Source organism: Streptomyces sp. NPDC055140 (genome assembly GCF_053607285.1).
Genome location: NZ_JBSGTG010000005.1, coordinates 365,353 through 382,664, shown reverse-complemented (window position 1 = coordinate 382,664; position 17,312 = coordinate 365,353). Strand labels below are relative to the sequence as shown.

Below are 17,312 nucleotides of genomic sequence, written 5' to 3'. Positions count from 1 at the left end.
ACGAAAGCGGCCCCGGCGGGGGCCGGTGCGTGCGATCGCAAGGCGCCGAAGAGCCCTCGTAGCGGAGCTACCAGGGCTCTTCGGCAACGCCACGAGCGTGCGTGCCGGCCCCCGCCGACCACTCGGGCGGACGACCCGGGGTGCCTGTGCCCCCTCCCGTCGGCAGAGTTACCGGCATGGAACCCCACTACGGCACGGTCTCGCTGATTCCGGGCGCCGAGGCCCTGCCCGAGTTGGACATCCCGCAGCCGGGGCGGCAGAACCGGCTCTCCGTGCTGGTGCGGCTCCTGCTGCTCCTGCCGCACTTCGTCATGCTGGCCGTGCTGTCGGTGGTGACGTTCTTCGCGGTGGTCGCCGGCTGGTTCGCGGCGCTGCTGCTCGGGCGGCTGCCCGATCCGGTCGAGCGGTATCTGGCGGGGTTCCTCGGCTACGACACCCGCGTGAACGCCTCCGCGATGCTCCTGACCGGCCGCTATCCGCCCTTCGAACTGGGCGAACCGATGGGTTACCCGGTGCGGGTGCGCGTATCGCGGTCCGTGCACCTCAACCGGCTGGCCGTGCTGTTCCGGCTGCTTCTGGTGATCCCCGCGGCGCTCGTCGAGGTGGTCGCCACCGCCGGCTGGTGGGCCGTCTCCGTACTGTCGTGGCTCGTCGTGCTGTTCCTCGGCCGGATGCCGCTGCCGCTGTTCGAGGCGACGGCGGCGGTCCTGCGCTACCGGATGCGGCTCGGCGCGTACGTGCTGCTGCTGACCCCCGCGTACCCGAAGCGGCTCTTCGGCGACCAGTCGGCGCCGGACGCCGTCGTCGGCACCATCGCGGGCCCGTCCGCGACGCGGCCGCTGTTCCTGGGGGCATGGGCGAGGATTCTGGTCGGAGCGTTCCTGGTGCTCGGTCTCGTCGGCGGGGTGGCGAACAGCTCCCGCTACGGCGCGGAGGGCTCCGCCGCCGTACAGGCCTCACTGCCCGGCTTCTGATCACTCGCGGGCCGCGACCGGACGCCTGACCGCGCCGGTGCCTGTGCCTGTGCCTGTGCCTGTGCCTGTGCCTGTGCCTGTGACCAATGGCATGACAAAAGGCCTGTTCCGGGGCGCTATGCCCCGTTTACGGTGGAGCGCATGTCTCCCCTGGCCCGCATCAGCACCTCGTACGCCCCGCGCTTCGCGGAGTTCGCGTTCGAGCCCGGCTTCACGGCCGCCGTCGACCAGCATGTCGCGGAGCTGCGGGACAGGCTTGAGGCGGGCGGGGGCGCGCTTCAGCCGCAGGCCCCCGACCGGGAGGTCCTCTCGGACTACGCGCTCGGCTTCCTCGACGCCCTCACGGAGAACGGCTGGCGCGAGCCCGTCGGGCACGACTACGCGGTGTGCCGCCTCACCGCCATCAGCTGGCTGGTGAGACGGCACGATCTCGCGTAGGACCTGTCACATGTCGTCGGTGCGCTCGCGCTTCTGGACGGGCTGATTCGTCAGCGCGTCCTCGCGCCCCGCCTGATAGGCGGAGATGCCGCCGCGGGCCTTGGCCGTCTCCTGCTCGGCGGAGTTCAGCATGCGCTCCCAACGCTGCCGCATCGGGCCGATGAGACCGCCGCCGACACCCACGACGATGACGCCGACACCGGCGGCGAGCGCCGCGATCAGGACCGGCTGGGTGACCGTGGTGGCGATGCCCGCCTGGCCGAGCGCCGCGATCACACCGAGCGCGACGATGCAGGCCCAGACGATCGTGCCGATGGTCCTGCCGTACGAGACCGACGACAGGGAGTTGGTGACGATGTCGCGCACGACGTTGGCGATGGCCATGGCCACGACAACCAGGACGACCGCGACGATGGCGCGCGGCAGCCAGGCCACGATGCCGTTGATCATGTTGCTGACGGGGTTCGGGCCGAAGACGCCGAAGGCGATCTGCAGGGTGATCAGCAGCAAGGCGTAGTACACGATCTTGACGACGATCGCCGTCATGTCGTACTTGGAGCCCTCGAGCATGCGGGCCGCGCCCGCGCGCTCGGCGAGTTTCTCCGAGCCGACCCGGCGCAGGACCCGGTCGAGCACCTTGGCGATCATCTTCGAGATGAACCAGCCGATGGCCAGAACGACCAGGAAACCCACGAGCTTCGGCACGAACTGGGCGACTTTCGACCAGGCGTCGTTGAGGCCCGAAGTGAAGTCCACGGCGAGCGTGGGTCTGTCGGCGAGCTGGGGCATGAGTGGTCCTCCACTCGATGGGGCCCGTACGCGCTGCCGCGCCGGGCGGTCAGGCCCCCCACAGATGCAGTGATGTGTTCCTTCGTGGATATCAGCGCACGAATGGACGCGGCCCGTCGGCCGCGTCCATTCGTGTGACGGGTGACGGTCAGGCTGCGAGCCCGTCCGCGTCCTTGTGGGGCACGCCGTCCTGGGCCACGAGCAGGACGTTCCCGGGCTTGCCGAGGGAGGCGATACCGAAGGGCGGGCCCTGGGGTACGAGCGGGTGGATGTCTGGGCGTAACCACCCGCCGCCCACGGCGTGTTCGCTCCGCTCGCCCCCGCCCGCACTGCCACAGTGACCAGGTACAGAATCACCCGTTTCGCGCGTTTCATAATTTTAGTGCGTTACGCCGGTCTCCCAGGGAGTGTGGTGAGCATGGCCCACGTGCACGTGATCCTCAATCAGAAGGGCGGCGTGGGAAAGTCCACGCTCGCCGTCAACCTCGCCGCCGTGACGGCCGACGTGCTCGGCGCGGGGACCGAGGGCGGGCAGCCGCCCGTCGTCGCCGTCTCCATCGACCCGCAGGGCTCCGCCGTGTGGTGGTCGGAGCGCGTCGGCGACGGCCTCCCCTTCGACTTCGTGCAGGCCCACGACGACCTGGCCGGGCTCGCCGCGCTCTCCCGCATCCCCTCCGCCCAGCACGTCTTCGTCGACACCCCGGGCTGGCTCGACCTCGCCGAGTCCGCCGGCGAGGACCCGCTCGGCAAGGGCGCCGCCGCGGACGCGCTGCGCGCCGTCCTGTCCAACGCCCACGACGTGATCGTGCCGATCGAGCCCGAGCCGCTCGGCTTCCAGCCCACGCAGCGCACCATCGAGCGCGTCGTGAAGCCGCGCGGCCTGCCCTACCGCGTGGTCATCAACAACTGGGACCCGCGCGACGGCAAGGCCGACCTGGAGCAGACGCGCGCCTTCGTCGAGGCCCAGGACTGGCCGCTGGCCCGCACGGTCGTGCGGCACTACAAGCTGCACACACGCGCCTCCGCGGACGGCCTCGTCGTCACCCAGTACGGCGCGAACCGGGTCGCGCTCCAGGCCCGCGAGGACTTCTTCCGTCTCGCCCTGGAGGTGGGCCTCGCCGCGATCCCGGCCCCCGCCAAACGCTCCGCGAGCAGCACCCGTACGCCTACGGGGAAGAGCGCGCAGAAGCAGGATGCGCAGGCCGCGACGGCCAAGAGCACCAAGGCCAAGAGCGCCAGGAACGCCAGGGACTCCAAGAAGGTGAACGTCTGATGGGGCGCCGTACCGATCTGTCCTCCCTGCTGTCCTCCGGCGCCGCGGCCCCGGCCACGGAAGCAGCCGGCGAAGGCACCCGGCCCGTCGCCCGCGACGGCGCGCACCCCGCCCGCGACACCGCGCACCCCGTCACCGCGCACCCCGTCACCGTCGCGCTCGCCGACCTCGCCGAGAACCCCGACAACCCGCGCCACGAGCTGCGCGACCTGGACGGGCTCGCCGAGACGGTGCGCGAGCGCGGGGTGCTCCAGGCGCTCGGGGTGGTCCCCCGCGCCGTGTTCCTCGCGGCGCACCCGCACCACGAGGAGGCCGTGGGCCGGGCCGCGTACGTCGTCCTGCACGGCCACCGGCGGCTCGCCGCGGCCCGGATGGCGGGCCTGGACGAGGTGCCCGTCCTGGTGCGCGAGGACGCGTCCCGCACCGACGAGGACGCCCTGATCGAGAACGTCCAGCGCGACGACCTCACCGAGCTGGAGCAGGCCCAGGCCATCCAGGGCCTGATCAAGAGCTACGGCTACTCGCAGCGCCAGGTCGCCGCCCGGATCGGCAAGACGCAGGGCTTCGTCTCGCAGCGCCTGTCCCTGATGAAGCTGCGCGAGGACCTCCAGGAGGCGCTGGCCGACGGACGCGTCTCGGTCGAGGACGCCCGTCGCATCGCCCGCCTCCCCCAGGAGGAGCAGGCGCTCCCCGGCGACACCGGCACACCCCCGCCGACCGTGCCGAAGGCCCGGCGTGATTACGGCGTAATCAAAATCGACAGCCGGGGCACCCCGGAAGAGGTCGTCGAGTCCCTCCGCCGCCATCTCGCCCCCGCGGCCCTCGACCGGATCCTGGAACTCCTCGCCCGCTGAGCGCATCCGCGGGCGGCCGGGAGCCGGGCGGCGGGGGGATTCCTCTACCGTTGCCTGAGAATGCGCCACGGAGAGCAGTCATCGCACATGTCCACTGGACCGGTTCCCACCCTCGACCCCGACGTCACGGCGCCCGCGGAGGCCGTCGCGCCGCTGATGCGCGGCATCGACGTGCTGCGGCGGCTAACCGACGCCGGCGGCACGCTGAGCCTGAGCGAGCTCGCGCGGGCGACCGGCCTCGCGCGGTCCACGGTCGACCGGATCTGCGCGACCCTCGCGCACATGGGGTGCCTGCGCCTCGACGGGCGTGACGCCACGCTCGCGCCGCCGCTGATGGCCGTGGGCAACGCCTATCTCGGCGCTCTGCGGCTGCCCGCGCTGCTCGGCCCGCGCGCCGATCGGCTCGCGGACGAGCTCGACGAATCGGTCTCTCTCGCGGTCCCCGACGGGGACGGGATCCGCTTCATCCACCAGGCGACCCGGCGCCGCGCCATGTCGCTGAGCTTCCGCATCGGCGACCTGCTGCCCGCCGAACGCACCGCGCCGGGACCGCTGTTCGCGGGTGCGTGGGACGAGGACCTGTGGGAGCGGTGGCGGGCGCGCCGGGCCGCGGATCCCGAGGACCGCGCGTTCCCCGCGGTGCCGCCCCGTCAGGAGGCGGAGAAGGAGCCGTTCGAGGAGCGTGTGGCGCGCGCCGGGGCCGCCGGCTGGGCCCTCGACGACCAGCTCATCGAGCCCGGCCTCGTCGCGCTCGCCGTGCCCGTGCGCGGCCCCGGGGGTGACGTCGCGTGCGTGGTCAGTGTCGTCAGCCACACCAGCCGGCACACCGCCGCCTCGCTGCGCGAGGCGATGCTGGGGCGGCTGCGGGACGCCGTCACGGAGATGGAGGAGGCGTTGCGAAGGCCCGTGCCGGACGCCCCCGTGCCGACGGGACCGGCCGCGACGGGACCGGACGCCGCGTGGGCCGCCGAGGCCAAGCAGCGGCTCGGCCGGGACTTCGTCGAGTCGCTGGCGCGCGGCCTCGCCGTGCTGACCGTCTTCGGGCCCTGGCGTGCCGAGCTGAACCTCACCGACATCGCCGCGGCGACGGGCCTGGCGCGGGCCACCGCGCGCCGCGCCCTGATCACCCTGGAGCACCTCGGATACGTCGCCTCGCGCGGCCGGGGTTTCCGGCTCACGCCCCGCGTCCTCGCCCTCGGCTTCCCTCCCCTGTCCCACCTCACGCTGGCCGAGATCGCCACGCCCCACATGCGGGCTCTCTCCGCCCAGCTGCACGACTCGGTGTCCCTGACCGTGCTCGACGGCGACGACATCCGGTACACGGCACGCGTCGCGACGAGCCGTGTGATGAGCGTGAACATCTCGGTCGGGACCCGCTTCCCCGCCTTCGCCACGTCCATGGGGAGGGTCCTGCTCGCGGGTCTCGCCCCGGCCGAGCGTGCCGCGTTCCTCGCCCGCGCCGACCTGGCCCCGCTCACCCCGCGCACCGTCACCGGCGCCGACCGGCTCGGCGCGCTCCTGGACGACGTACGGCACCAGGGCCACGCGCTCGTGGACGGGGAGCTGGAGGAGGGGCTGCGCTCCGTCGCCGTGCCGGTGCGCGACCTCGCCGGCCAGGTCGTCGCCGCGGTGAACGTGGCCACGCACAGCAGCCGCCGCGACCTGGCCCGGGTCACCGGCGAGGTCCTGCCCGCGCTGCTCGCCACGGCCTCGCACATCGAGGCCGATCTGCACGTCGCCGGGCGGTTCGCCCGCATCGCCGCGGCATAGGAACCGGCCGCAATGTTGCGGATCGGAGGGCGACGGAGGTCAATGGAAGGCGGGGGGAAAGGCAGAAAGGAGCCGTCATGGCTCACGCGGCACCCTCCTCAGGAACCTCCGGCCTGCGCTCCATGGCGGCCGGCTCCAGGCTCTCGATGGCGCTCCCTCTCCTGCTCGGCATCGTCTACGGCTTCTGGGCCTCGGGCATCCGGCGCGATGCCGGCCCGATCACCACCGGCAACGTCCTGTTCGGCTTCCTCACGGGCATCATCGTCGCCGTGGTCACCTTCGGGATCCACCGGGCGTCGTCCCGGCTGCCGCGCGAACTGCGCGCCGTCACCTGGGCCGCGTGGGCCGGTATCGCGTTCGGCTATCTCTACAGCCTGACCGACGCCACGGTCCTGCGGTCCACGATCATGGCTCTGACGGTCGCCGCCGGTGTGTTCGCGGCGATGTTCTACCGCTACTACACACATGAGTGACGACGGTGCGCGTGATCGCCTCCTGGCTCCCCCCGCCAGGTGACACCCGTTCGGCCGAGCCCTCCACCGCGGACCCCGCCATCTGCCCTGTCCCCGCTGGCGCCCCCTGCCGCGCGCCCGTTGCCTGGGAGGGTGATGCGAAGAGCCCTGTCCGTCGTCCTGCTGGCCCTGGCCTGCCTGCTCGTGCCGCTCGGCACGCTCTCCGTATGGGCGAAGTACGAGGTCGGGGACAGTGACCGGTACGTCGCGACGATGGCTCCGCTGGCCGCCGAACCGGCCGTGCGGGGCGCGGTCGCCGACGCCGTCACGAACGGCATCATGGCGCAACTCGACGCGGGGCCGCTCCAGTCGACGGTCGACGCGTTCGTGCACGACGCGGTGGAGTCGTTCACCGGCACCGACGCCTTCCAGAAGGCGTGGAACACGGCGAACCGGGCCGCGCACGACGCCGTGCAGCAGGCCATCGACGACGGCACCGACGGCCCGGTCACCATCGATCTCGCGCCCGTCACCGGGCAGGTCAGGCAGCAGCTCAGCGACGACGGCGTATCCTTCGCCGGCCGCATCCCCGTCACGCACACCACGATCACCGTGATGAGCTCGCGCGACCTCGACCGGCTGCGCCAGTCGCTGCGCCTGCTGCAACGGGCGGGCCTGTGGCTTCCGTTCGCCACCGTCGCCTCCGTCGCCGCCGGGCTCGCGCTCGCCCGGCGGCGGCGCCGGGCCCTCACCGTGACGGCGCTCGGCGTGGCCCTGGCCGCGGCGGCGCTCCTCGTCGCGCTCGCGACGAGCCGCTCCCTCACCCTCGACAACCTGCCCTCGGACGTGGACCGCTCCGCGGCGGGCGCGGCCTACGACGCCCTCAGCTCGTCGGTGCGCACCGCGTCCCGGTGGACGGCCGGCACGGCCCTCACAGCGGCCGTCTGCGCCTGGCTGTCGGGGCGCCTGGGCCGCAGGCCCCCACCACGCCCTCCGGCTCCTCCCGAAATGCGGCCCGCCGCTTCCGGGGTGAGCATGCCAGTGACACCGAGGAGGACTGAATGAGCGAGACCCCCACCACCCCGACACCGCCCCCCGGCCCCGGCGTCTGGTCGGACAAGCACCGCTCCGCCGGGCCCGACCCCACCCGGGGCGACGGCGCGGGCAGCGGCTGGGCGTCCGGCGGCACGGTCTTCGCCGGCGTCCTGATGATGGTCGGCGGCATCCTGGGCATCCTGAACGGCATCGCGGGCATCGCCAAGGACGACGTGTACGCCCACATCGGCAACTACACGTACGCCTTCAACCTCACCACGTGGGGCTGGATCCACCTGGTCATCGGCGTCATCGTCGCGGTCACCGGCTTCGGCGTCCTCAAGGACTCCGGCTGGGCGCGCGGCGTCGGCGTCGCCATCGCCTCGCTGTACATCATCGCGTACTTCATGTTCCTGCCCTACGAGCCCATCTGGTCGGTCATCGCGATCGCCATCGGCGTCTTCGTCATCTGGGCGCTGGTCAGCGACAGTTCGCAGCACGCCGCCCGAGCCTGAATCCTGGCAACCCTCCCCCGCGCCGGCCCGTCTTTGAGGGAGGATTCCGGCATCCGGCGCCGCAGGGTGCCGGAGCGAGCGGAAGGCGGGCCCGGGCCTTGGAGCATGTGACGCAGGCGCCCGGCCCACCGCCGGTCCTCTCCTACGACGACCGGGACCGCAGGCCGGGCCGCACCCTGGCCGCCTGGGCCGCGGGCCTGCTCCTCGCCGGAGTCAGCGCGGTCGTGGGCTGCCGGATCGCGGACGTGGACGGGGTCACCCCCGTTCCGCAGCTCCTGGCGTTCCTGCCCTGGCTCCTCGCGCCCACCGGCGCCGCGCTGCTGCTCACGGCGCTCGCGCGCCGGCGGATCGGCATGGTGTGGGGCGTCGCGGTCCTGGGCGCCCTCGCCTGGTACATCGAGCCGTACGGGAAGGACGTCGAGGCGAGCCGGCCGCCCGTCGCCGAGGTGCGGGTCCTCTCCTCGAACGTCCAGTTCGGGCGCGGCACCGAGTCGCTGGTGGGCGCGGTGCGCCGCGAGCGGCCCGGCCTGGTGTTCGTCGAGGAGTGTGATTACGGGTGCCAGGACACCCTGCGCCGTGAGCTGCCGCGCGCCGACTTCCCGTACCGGCAGGCCGTGGAGGCGGGCGGCTCGGAGGGGTCGGTGATTCTGAGCCGGTATCCGCTCAAGGCCGCCGCGGGCGTCCCCGGGACCATGGGCATGCCAGGCGCCGTCGCCGATGTGAAGGGCCACGACGTACGGGTCCAGCTCGCGCACCCGATGCCCCCGCTCCCCCGGCAGGTCGGCCTGTGGCGCTCCGAGCTGGGCGAGCTGCGCGACTTCGCCGCCGCGGGCCGCTCGCAGCCGACCATCCTGGCCGGGGACTTCAACGCCACGCAGGACCACGCCGCGTTCCGCCGCATCCTCGACGCGGGCCTGCACGACAGCGCCCGCCTCACCGGGAAGTCCCGCGCCCCGAGCTGGCCCTCGCGCGTCCGCCCTCCGCTCGGCACCCAGATCGACCACGTGCTGGTGAGCGAGGAGTTCTCCCCGCACACCGCCCGCTTCGTCGAGCTGGCCGACACCGACCACCGCGCCCTCCTGGTCGACCTGACGATGCACCGACCGGCAACGTCCTGAGGGCCGGGGGCCCCGTAGCGTTCAATGGACGGCATGCGCCCCGAGTCCCCGGCCCGCCATCTCGCACCGCCCGACTGGCTGGTCAGGACCCTGCGTCCGCACCCCGCGCCGATCCCCTGGGCGGCCGTCGCGCGCGCCGGCCTCGCGCTGTCGCTGCCGCTCGCGATCGGGCTCGCCGCCGGGCAGCCCGCGTACGGGGCGCTCGCCTCCATGGGCGCGCTGTCCGGCGTCATCGGCGACACCGCCGACGCCTACCGGATGCGGATCCTCAACATCGCGGTGCCGCAGCTCTTCGGTGCGGTCGGCGTCACGGTCGGCGCGCTCGTGTACGGGCACGGCTGGGTCGCCGTCGCCACCGTCACCGGCGTGGCGCTGGTCTCCGGGATGATCTCGACGATCGGCGCGGTGGCCTCCGTGTCCGGGCTGCTGCTCCTGCTCAACTGCGTGATCGGCGCCGGACTGCCCCTGCCGGGCGAGTGGTGGCTCGCGCCGCTCCTGATGACGGGCGGCGGACTCCTCGTCCTCGCGCTCGCGCTGCTCGCCTGGCCCCTGCGGTCCGGGGTGCCGGAACGCGCGGCCGTCGCCGCCACGTACCGGTCCGTCGCGAACCTGCTCGCGTCGGCGGCCGACCCCGAGAACTACGTCGAGACCCGCTACGCCGTCACCCAGTCCTTCAACCAGGCCTACGACCTCGTCCTCGCCCGGCGCGCCCTCGCCCACGGCCGCAACCCCGAACTGGTGCGCCTGCTCGCCCTGTTGAACGCGCTCACCCCGATCGCCGAGTCCGCGCCCGCCGCCCACCAGCACGGGGTGCCGCTCCCCGCCGCCGTCCCCGACGCCGTACGACACCTCGCCGACGCGGTCGACACCGGCAGCACCGACGCGGGGCCCCTCGATCTGCCCGCACCCGAAGGACCCGCCGCCCGCGCCGTCGACCACGCCGTACGGCACGCCGCCAACCTCGTCACCAGCAAGAACACGGACCCCCACCGCGCCCTCGAGGCCGACCGCCTCGGCCGGCCCGCCGCCCTGCGCGTGCGCGCCGTCCGCGCCGCGCGCAACGCCGTGCTGTCCGGCGCCTCCTGGCGCTACGGGCTGCGCCTGGCCCTGTGCATCGGCATCGCCCAGGTCCTCGTCTCGACGGTGCCGGTCCCGCGCTCCTACTGGGTGGCGCTGACCATCACGTTCGTCCTCAAGCCCGACTTCGGCTCGGTGTTCTCGCGAGCCGTCCAGCGCGCGCTCGGCACGGCGGTCGGGCTCGTACTTGCCACGGCGGTCCTCGCCGTGGTGCCCCGCGGGTGGTGGGACGTGCCCGTGCTGATGACCCTCGCCGCGCTCATCCCGGCGCTCACCCCGCGCGGCTACGGCTATCAGACCGCCGCCATCACGCCGACCATCCTGCTGCTGTCCGACACCCTCAACCACCAGGGCATCGGGCTCGTCCTGCCGCGGCTCCTGGACAGCCTCACGGGCTGCGCCATCGCGCTGGTGGCCGGATATCTGCTGTGGCCCGAGAGCTGGCACACCCGCATCGGCGACCGGCTCGCCGACGCCGTCGCGGACACCGCGACGTACGTGCAGCACGCGTTCGGGGCGTCCGCGGACCCGGACGTCCCGGCCGCCCGCGCGCGGATGCGCCGCCGGCTCTACCGCGACCTGTCCGTCATCCGCTCCGAGTTCCAGCGCGCCCTGACCGAACCGCCGCCCACCGGTCGTCTCGCCGCCGCCTGGTGGCCGCTCGTCGTCGCCGTGGAACGCATCGTGGACGCGACGACCGCGGCGCGGATCCGGGTCAAGGAGGGGGCGCCGGTGCCGGGGCCCGCCGAGGTGGCCCAGGCCGCGGAGCAACTGCGGGAGCTGGCACAAGGGCTGCGCGCCTCCGACGTCCTGAGGGGGGTGCGCGCCGACTTCAGCGAGGCGGACCGCGACGGGGTGCTGGAACCCGTACGTCAGGAGGTCGCGGCCGCCCGCTCCATCGCCTCACCGCACTGACGCCGATACGGGACGCGGATGCGGACCGCCCCGGGGAGGGGACGGCCCGCATCGGTGTGGGGGGTGGTTCCAGTACGTCAGCCGGTGACGGTCAGCCGGTGGTTGGGGTCAGCCGGTCTTGGCGGACTTCTCCAGCGACTTCACGGCCTTCGCGAAGCCGTTGGCCCACAGCTGGTTGACGCGGGACTTCTCGTTCGCGTCCGGGTACGGGTTCGTGCAGGACGTGCCCGGGCCGCCGCCCGACATCAGCTCGCTGCACGGCCCCTCGTAGTGGTCGGGGAGCCCGAGGACGTGGCCGGTCTCGTGCGCGGTCACACGGGTGGAGTCGTACTCCTGGTTCTGCGCGTAGTCCAGGAAGACGTAGCCGCTGCCGTGCCCGTCCGTGGACGCGTACGAGCCGCGCGGGTCGTTGCCCTCGCGGTAGGAGAAGTCGCCGCCGCCCGAGGACGCCTGGAGCTTCACGTTCGACACGGAGGAGTTCCATATCGACGTGCTGTTGGCTATCTGCTGCGCGAAGGACGGGGCGCCCGACGCGTCGTACGTGACGGTGACCGACGCGGCGTGCGGGTGCGCGGCGCGCTTCTGCGCGACCGACTTCAGGACGGCCTGGAAGAACGCCTTGTTGGCGGCGGCCTCCTCGGCCGAACCCGCGTAGTGGGTGTAGCCGGCGACGACCGGGGCCGGGGCGGCGGACGCGGGGGCCGCGGTGGCGAGCGCGCCGGCGGCCATGCCGATGCCGGCCGCGACCGAGGCGTAGCGCAGGGAGAGCTTCATGTGGGGGGCTCCTCCTCGTTCCGTGAGTGGGGGGTTACGTGAACGGTTCGGTACGAGGGAGAGTGTGGAGGCGCCCGGGACCCCTGGGGATGATGGCAATTGGCGATAGGACGGAGCTATCACCCGCCCAACTCGACCGTTTCGGTTCGCATTTGGACGTCTGGTGCGACCTCCGCGACCGCCTTACGCTCGATGCCCATGGAGCTCGAGGTGAGGCACCTGCGCGCGCTGTGCGCCATCGACGACACCGGGAGCCTGCACAAGGCGGCCCGGCTGCTCGGCATGACCCAGCCGTCCCTGTCCACCCAGCTCAGGCGCATCGAGGAGACGCTCGGCGGCGCGCTCTTCGCCCGAGAGCGCACCGGCTGCCGTGCAACCCCCCTGGGCCGCGTCGTCCTCAACCGCGCCCGCCCCCTCGTGGACGGCATGCGCGCTCTCGTCACGGAGACCAGGGCGGCCGGCGCACTCACCGCGGGCGGCCCCCATCTGCGGATCGGCTCCACGGCGAGCCGGGCCATACCGGGCTGGCTGCGACGGCTGCGGCAGCGCGAGCACCCGCCCGGCGGCGAGCCGGCGCTCCGCATGGACGTCTCCGCGAACGCGCTCCTGCGGCTCGTCGGCGACGGACAGCTCGACGTGGCGTTCGTGCACGAGGTCGAGGGCAGCCCGCTGCGCGTCCCGCCGGGTCTGCGCTGCCGCGTCCTGGTCGAACGCGAGCCGCAGTACGTGTCCCTGGCCGCCGACCATCCGGCCGCCCGCCGCCGCGTCGTGCGCCTCGCCGACCTCGCGGACGACCGGTGGATGGTCGATCCCACCGTGGACGGCGAGTGGCACGGGCTCCTGCGGGTGCTTCGGGCCGCCGGGCTCAACCCCCGGATCCTGCACGGCGACTACCTCACGGCGGCGTCCCTGGTCGCCACGGGCGAGGTCGTCGCCCTGTGCCAGCCCACCTCACGGGCCCGCCCCGACATGGCCATAAGACCCCTCGACGGCGACCCGATCGGCGTACGCCTCGTCCTCGCCGCCCGCACGGAGGCCGAACTGGACGCGGTCTACGGGGACTTGGAGGACGCCTACTGGGAAGCGGCCCGGCAGGCACCCGCGTATCGCGAGCGCCTGCCGGACGCGGCATCGGCCTGAGGCGACCTGAGTCGGATCAGACGCCGATGTCGCAGCCGTCCTCGCGCCACACGGAGACCACCGAAGGACGGACGATTCTCCCCGGCCCGTCGGGCCACGCGCTCGCCGGCTTCTCGACGGACGCGCCGTCGACCTCGCCCGGGTGCTGCACCGAGACGAGAACCCGGCGGTCCTGGACCAGCGGACCGCAGGTCTCGGCGCCGTTCGGCATCGTCAGGAACTGCTTGAGCTCACCGCGCCGCTCGCCGCGCGTCGCGACACCGAACAGGCCGTCGTGCGTGCCGAGCGCGTTGCCGTCCGTGGAGATCCACAGGTTGCCGTGCGGGTCGAACGCCACGTTGTCCGGGCAGGAGATCGGGCTGACCCGGTCCTTCGGGAAGCCCGCGAAGTACGTCGCCGGGTCGTCCGGGTCGCCCGCGACGAGGAAGAGCGACCAGCCGAAGGTGGTGGCCTCGGCGCGGCCCCGGTGCTCGGTCAGCTCCAGGATCTGCCCGTGCTTGTTGAGGTTGCGCGGGTTCGCCTCGTCGACGGGCGCCTTCCCGGCCTTGCCGCGGTCCGAGTTGTTCGTCAGCGCGACGTAGACCTTGCCGGAGTGCGGGGACGGCTCGATGTCCTCGGGTCGGTCCATCTTCGTGGCGCCCACCTTGTCACCGGCGAACCGCGTGAAGAGGTAGACCTCCTCCGCCGTCATGCCGTCGACGTGCGAGACCGCGCCGTGCGGGCCCGCCGTGGCGAGCGGCAGCCACTCGCCGCCGCCGTCGAACTCGCCGTCCGCGGGCAGTTTGCCCGTGCCGTCGATCTCGGCGGCCGGGGAGTCGCCGGTCAGCCGGGCGACGTAGAGGGTGCCCTCGTCGAGGAGCGTCAGGTTGTGCTCGTGCGCGGCGCGCGAGCGGCCCTTGGCGACGCGCTTGCTGCTCACGAACTTGTAGAAGTAGTCGAACTTCTCGTCGTCGCCCATGTAGACGACCGGGCGGCCGTCGTCGGTCAGGCGCGGCTGCGCCGCCTCGTGCTTGAAGCGGCCGAGCGCGGTGCGCTTGCGCGGCGTCGACTCCGGGTCGTACGGGTCGAGTTCGACGACCCAGCCGAAGCGGTTCGCCTCGTTCGGCTCCTTGGCCAGGTCGAAGCGGTCGTCGAACCGCTCCCACTTGCGCTCGGAGGCCTCCCCGGTCACGCCGTAGCGCTTGAGGCGGGCGGCCGTGGCCGGGTCGGTCACCTTCGCGGCATTCGCGAAGTACTGGTTGAAGTTCTCCTCGCCGTGCAGCGTCGTGCCCCACGGGGTGGTGCCGCCCGAGCAGTTGTTGAGCGTGCCGAGGACGGTACGGCCGCGCGGGTCCGCCTTCGTCCGCACGAGCGCGCTGCCCGCGACCGGGCCCGAGAGGCGGAACTCGCTGGTGGCGGTGAGGCGGCGGTTGAGCTGGTGACGCGTGACGGCCGACAGCCTGCCGCTGCGCCGGGACTCCTCCACGACGACGACCGACAGGCCGTGCGCCGCCCAGGCGGTCTCCACCTGCTCGCGCGTCGGGTTCTCGGGGTCGTACCCCTTGAACATCAGGATCTCGTCCGTGTACTCGTGGTTGGCGACGAGGACCTGGCGGCCGTGCTCACCGTGCAGGGGGAGGAGGCTCAGGAAGTCGTTGTTGTAACCGAACTGTCCTGCCTGCGCCTTTGCGGACTGCTTGTCCGGGTCGAAGGCGGGCGCTCCGCGAAGGATGGGCTGGCCCCAGCTGATGACGACGTTCTGGGCGTGGCCCTCCGGGACGGTGACGCGGTCCGCCGTGTTCGGCGCGACGGGCGTGAACCGCAGTCCGCGCGCCCCTTTGTCGCCCTTGTGCGCTACGCCCGTTGCCGCCCCCGACGGCGTGGCGGCGACGGCCTGCGGGGCCCCCGAGCCCACGACCGTACCGGCCGTCGCGGCAGCGACGGTCACGACCGCGGCCGTGCGCAGCATCGAACGGCGGCTCACCGCACCGGCGATGACGTCACCGACGTACTCGTTGGAACTGGTGTTGGGCACCTCCTGAAAACAGGCGTCCCCACAGCGGAACCGGCAGGTCAGCGCGGCACGGCCCCCATTGTGCGAGCCGATAAGCGGCAGCGTTTTGCGCACTCTTTTCCTCCCCTTTACGGTCACTCGGGCGTGACGCTAGGGGCGTGGCCGAGCGCGGAGGGGGACGGCGGGTGAACGAGGGGTGAACCTGTGCCGGGCGTGCGGCAGTTGAATGCCCTTCGCCCGGGTGGGCGACCCTGCCCAAGATCACGGAACGTGGCGGCTAACCTTACGTGTCCGCCCTGGCCAGGGGTTACGGAAACCAACTCATGCGAAGGGTTGCGCACATGGGCATTCGGAATCTTCTGCGGAACGCGTTCGGAAGGCCGCGGAAGTCCTCGCGGGGTGACGAGGCGGCGACCGCCGCACCCGAGGCGACGGTCCCGGCACCGGCCGGCGAGGCGACCCTGCCGAAGGCTGCGCCCGCCGAGTCGGCAAACGCGCCCGAGGCCGCTCCCGCCGTGGCAAAGGCGAAGGTGCCCGCACCTTCGACCGAGCCGACGCCCGCGCCGTCGCCGCGTGAGGCGGACGACCTGGTGGCCGCGGCGTTCGACAACGTCAAGGTCCCGAAGCCGTCTGCACCGGTGGACGAGGAGGCCGCCGGCGCGGAAGCGGAACCGACCACGGAGCGCGCGGAGCCCGCGGCGGCGGAGGCCGAGCAGGCGGCGGAGGCTGCCGCAGAGCCTGTCGCCGAGCCGGACGTGAAGACAGAGGCGGAGGCTGCCGCAGAGCCTGTCGCCGAGCCGGACGTGAAGACGGAAGCGGAGGCGGAGGCAGAGGCGGAGGCTTCCCCCGAGGCGGAGGTGAAGACAGAGGCAGAGGCAGAGGCTTCCCCCAAGGCCGTCGCCGAGACCGTCGTCGAGGCCGAAGCGGAACCGGCAGCCGAGAGCCCTGAGCCCGTCGCCGGGCCCGCGGCGGACGCGGAGGCGGAGGCTGACGCAGAGCCCGTCGCCGAGCCGAAGGTGAAGACGGAGGCCGAGGCAGCGCCCGAGGCCGTCGTCGAGACCGAGCCTGAGGCCGAGTCGGCGACCGTCGACGAGACGGAGCCGGAGGCCGAGGCCGTCGCCGAGAAGCCCGAGGCCGTGGTCTCGCCCGCCGCCGAGCCTGTGGCCGAGCCCGAGCCGGAGGCCGTCGCCCCGACCGAGCCCGAGACCGTCGTCGAGCCCGAGCCCGAGACCGTCGTCGAGCCGGTCGCTGAACCGGTCGCTGAACCGGTCGCTGAACCGGTCGCCGCTGCCGCGTCGGAGCCCGAGGTCGTCGCCGAGCCCGTCGCGGAGCCCGCGCCGCAGGCCGCCGTGGAGCCCGAGCCCGTCGTCGAGGTGGCGCCCGAGCCGGAGGCCGACGCCGAGGCCTCCGCTTCCGCCCCCGCCCTCCCCCTCGCCCGGGTCAAGTCGCGCGCCCCCGGGCTCGCCGCCGCCTACAAGGCCGCCGGGAGTGTGCTCAAGAAGAACGAGCTCGCCGGGGTCCGGGCCACCGTCTACCTCGTGCTCGACCGGTCGGGTTCGATGCGTCCGTATTACAAGGACGGCTCCGCGCAGGCGCTCGGTGAACAGGTGCTCGCCCTGGCCTCGCACACCGACCCCGAGGCGACCGTGCACGTCGTCTTCTTCTCCACCGACATCGACGGCACCGGCGAGCTCACCCTCGACGGGCACGAGGGCCGCGTGGACGAGCTGCACGCATCGCTCGGCCACATGGGCCGTACCAGCTACCACCGCGCGATCGAAGAGGTCGTGGCGCACCACGAGAAGTCGCAGTCGCAGACGCCCGCCCTGGTCGTCTTCCAGACGGACGGCGCCCCGGACGCGAAGGGCCCGGCCAACCAGGCCCTCGCGGACGCGGCCCGGCACCCGCTGTTCTTCCAGTTCGTCGCGTTCGGCGAGCACGAGGCCAAGGGCTTCGACTACCTGCGCAAGCTGAAGGCGCCCAACGCCGCGTTCTTCCACGCGGGCCCCACCCCCCGCGAGCTCACGGACACCGAGCTGTACGAAGGGCTGCTCGCGGACCTGCCGCAGTGGCTGGGCTCGCAGCAGGCCTGACCCACGCACGACCCGCGCCCCCTGTTCCCGCTCCTGGCGGGACGGGGGGCGCCGCCGTTCCCCCCGCGCCGTTCCCCCCAAATCGGGAGAAGCTGGATGAAT

General features: G+C 73.0%; 16 protein-coding genes. 12 read left to right on the top strand and 4 right to left on the bottom strand.

Features of this window, described 5'->3' with window-relative positions:
- Positions 1 to 176: 176 nt before the first annotated feature.
- Together ACWFR4_RS13775 and ACWFR4_RS13770 are read left to right on the top strand one after the other, a co-directional pair.
- Complete coding sequence (locus tag ACWFR4_RS13775; RefSeq protein WP_453652463.1) at positions 177 to 974, top strand: DUF4389 domain-containing protein; 798 nt, start codon at positions 177 to 179, stop codon at positions 972 to 974.
- Between the two features lie 141 nt (positions 975 to 1,115).
- Complete coding sequence (locus tag ACWFR4_RS13770; RefSeq protein ID WP_453469039.1) at positions 1,116 to 1,412, top strand: DUF6401 family natural product biosynthesis protein; 297 nt, start codon at positions 1,116 to 1,118, stop codon at positions 1,410 to 1,412.
- A 6-nt stretch (positions 1,413 to 1,418) separates the two neighbouring features.
- Here ACWFR4_RS13770 and ACWFR4_RS13765 read toward each other — a convergent pair whose 3' ends face one another.
- Together ACWFR4_RS13765 and ACWFR4_RS13760 are read right to left on the bottom strand one after the other, a co-directional pair.
- Positions 1,419 to 2,201 carry a membrane protein gene (locus ACWFR4_RS13765; protein WP_453469038.1) on the bottom strand — a complete coding sequence of 261 codons (783 nt, stop codon included), beginning with the start codon at positions 2,199 to 2,201 and terminating at the stop codon, positions 1,419 to 1,421.
- Positions 2,202 to 2,349: 148 nt separating this feature from the next.
- A complete protein-coding gene (locus ACWFR4_RS13760; protein ID WP_453652461.1) occupies positions 2,350 to 2,499 on the bottom strand; it encodes a hypothetical protein in 150 nt (49 codons plus the stop codon).
- A gap of 120 nt (positions 2,500 to 2,619) precedes the next feature.
- On the opposite strand from ACWFR4_RS13760, the gene ACWFR4_RS13755 reads away from it, so the two are divergent.
- The 8 genes from ACWFR4_RS13755 (at position 2,620) to ACWFR4_RS13720 (ending at position 11,210) form a co-directional block, all read left to right on the top strand.
- Positions 2,620 to 3,474: a nucleotide-binding protein gene (locus tag ACWFR4_RS13755; RefSeq protein WP_453465739.1), complete on the top strand. Its 855-nt coding sequence runs from the start codon at positions 2,620 to 2,622 to the stop codon at positions 3,472 to 3,474.
- Positions 3,474 to 4,328 carry a ParB/RepB/Spo0J family partition protein gene (locus ACWFR4_RS13750; RefSeq protein ID WP_453652459.1) on the top strand — a complete coding sequence of 285 codons (855 nt, stop codon included), beginning with the start codon at positions 3,474 to 3,476 and terminating at the stop codon, positions 4,326 to 4,328. Before ACWFR4_RS13755 ends, ACWFR4_RS13750 begins: the two co-directional genes overlap by 1 nt.
- Positions 4,329 to 4,415: 87 nt before the next feature.
- Entirely contained in the window at positions 4,416 to 6,098 is a 1,683-nt protein-coding gene (locus tag ACWFR4_RS13745; RefSeq protein ID WP_453465735.1) for an IclR family transcriptional regulator domain-containing protein, read from the top strand.
- A gap of 77 nt (positions 6,099 to 6,175) precedes the next feature.
- Positions 6,176 to 6,571, top strand: a complete 396-nt coding sequence (locus ACWFR4_RS13740) for a hypothetical protein (RefSeq protein ID WP_453652457.1) — start codon at positions 6,176 to 6,178, stop codon at positions 6,569 to 6,571.
- 135 nt (positions 6,572 to 6,706) lie between these two features.
- Positions 6,707 to 7,615, top strand: a complete 909-nt coding sequence (locus ACWFR4_RS13735; protein WP_453652455.1) for a hypothetical protein — start codon at positions 6,707 to 6,709, stop codon at positions 7,613 to 7,615.
- Complete coding sequence (locus tag ACWFR4_RS13730; RefSeq protein WP_453652453.1) at positions 7,612 to 8,100, top strand: DUF7144 family membrane protein; 489 nt, start codon at positions 7,612 to 7,614, stop codon at positions 8,098 to 8,100. Before ACWFR4_RS13735 ends, ACWFR4_RS13730 begins: the two co-directional genes overlap by 4 nt.
- Before the next feature lie 98 nt (positions 8,101 to 8,198).
- The gene (locus ACWFR4_RS13725; RefSeq protein WP_453652451.1) at positions 8,199 to 9,218 is read left to right on the top strand and encodes an endonuclease/exonuclease/phosphatase family protein; all 1,020 of its coding nucleotides are present in this window, start codon (positions 8,199 to 8,201) and stop codon (positions 9,216 to 9,218) included.
- 33 nt (positions 9,219 to 9,251) lie between these two features.
- Positions 9,252 to 11,210: an FUSC family protein gene (locus ACWFR4_RS13720; RefSeq protein WP_453465727.1), complete on the top strand. Its 1,959-nt coding sequence runs from the start codon at positions 9,252 to 9,254 to the stop codon at positions 11,208 to 11,210.
- Between the two features lie 108 nt (positions 11,211 to 11,318).
- Here ACWFR4_RS13720 and snpA read toward each other — a convergent pair whose 3' ends face one another.
- Positions 11,319 to 11,984 carry a snapalysin gene (snpA, locus tag ACWFR4_RS13715; RefSeq protein ID WP_453465725.1) on the bottom strand — a complete coding sequence of 222 codons (666 nt, stop codon included), beginning with the start codon at positions 11,982 to 11,984 and terminating at the stop codon, positions 11,319 to 11,321.
- Positions 11,985 to 12,182: 198 nt separating this feature from the next.
- Between snpA and ACWFR4_RS13710 the strand changes: the two genes are divergently transcribed.
- On the top strand, positions 12,183 to 13,124 hold the full coding sequence (locus ACWFR4_RS13710; protein ID WP_453465723.1) for a LysR family transcriptional regulator: 942 nt from the start codon (positions 12,183 to 12,185) through the stop codon (positions 13,122 to 13,124).
- 16 nt (positions 13,125 to 13,140) lie between these two features.
- Here ACWFR4_RS13710 and ACWFR4_RS13705 read toward each other — a convergent pair whose 3' ends face one another.
- Complete coding sequence (locus ACWFR4_RS13705) at positions 13,141 to 15,231, bottom strand: PhoX family protein (protein WP_453652449.1); 2,091 nt, start codon at positions 15,229 to 15,231, stop codon at positions 13,141 to 13,143.
- A gap of 227 nt (positions 15,232 to 15,458) precedes the next feature.
- Between ACWFR4_RS13705 and ACWFR4_RS13700 the strand changes: the two genes are divergently transcribed.
- The gene (locus ACWFR4_RS13700) at positions 15,459 to 17,210 is read left to right on the top strand and encodes a VWA domain-containing protein (protein WP_453652447.1); all 1,752 of its coding nucleotides are present in this window, start codon (positions 15,459 to 15,461) and stop codon (positions 17,208 to 17,210) included.
- Positions 17,211 to 17,312 lie beyond the last annotated feature (102 nt).

Excerpts from the sequence above, each read along its gene's own strand:
- ACWFR4_RS13750 (WP_453652459.1), top strand. The coding sequence starts at position 3,474 with ATGGGGCGCCGTACCGATCTGTCCTCCCTGCTGTCCTCCGGCGCCGCG.
- ACWFR4_RS13745 (WP_453465735.1), top strand. The coding sequence starts at position 4,416 with ATGTCCACTGGACCGGTTCCCACCCTCGACCCCGACGTCACGGCGCCC.
- ACWFR4_RS13700 (WP_453652447.1), top strand. The coding sequence starts at position 15,459 with ATGGGCATTCGGAATCTTCTGCGGAACGCGTTCGGAAGGCCGCGGAAG.
- ACWFR4_RS13775 (WP_453652463.1), top strand. The coding sequence starts at position 177 with ATGGAACCCCACTACGGCACGGTCTCGCTGATTCCGGGCGCCGAGGCC.
- ACWFR4_RS13730 (WP_453652453.1), top strand. The coding sequence starts at position 7,612 with ATGAGCGAGACCCCCACCACCCCGACACCGCCCCCCGGCCCCGGCGTC.
- ACWFR4_RS13755 (WP_453465739.1), top strand. The coding sequence starts at position 2,620 with ATGGCCCACGTGCACGTGATCCTCAATCAGAAGGGCGGCGTGGGAAAG.
- ACWFR4_RS13740 (WP_453652457.1), top strand. The coding sequence starts at position 6,176 with ATGGCTCACGCGGCACCCTCCTCAGGAACCTCCGGCCTGCGCTCCATG.
- ACWFR4_RS13710 (WP_453465723.1), top strand. The coding sequence starts at position 12,183 with ATGGAGCTCGAGGTGAGGCACCTGCGCGCGCTGTGCGCCATCGACGAC.
- ACWFR4_RS13765 (WP_453469038.1), bottom strand. The coding sequence starts at position 2,201 with ATGCCCCAGCTCGCCGACAGACCCACGCTCGCCGTGGACTTCACTTCG.
- snpA (WP_453465725.1), bottom strand. The coding sequence starts at position 11,984 with ATGAAGCTCTCCCTGCGCTACGCCTCGGTCGCGGCCGGCATCGGCATG.
- ACWFR4_RS13720 (WP_453465727.1), top strand. The coding sequence starts at position 9,252 with ATGCGCCCCGAGTCCCCGGCCCGCCATCTCGCACCGCCCGACTGGCTG.
- ACWFR4_RS13735 (WP_453652455.1), top strand. The coding sequence starts at position 6,707 with ATGCGAAGAGCCCTGTCCGTCGTCCTGCTGGCCCTGGCCTGCCTGCTC.
- ACWFR4_RS13770 (WP_453469039.1), top strand. The coding sequence starts at position 1,116 with ATGTCTCCCCTGGCCCGCATCAGCACCTCGTACGCCCCGCGCTTCGCG.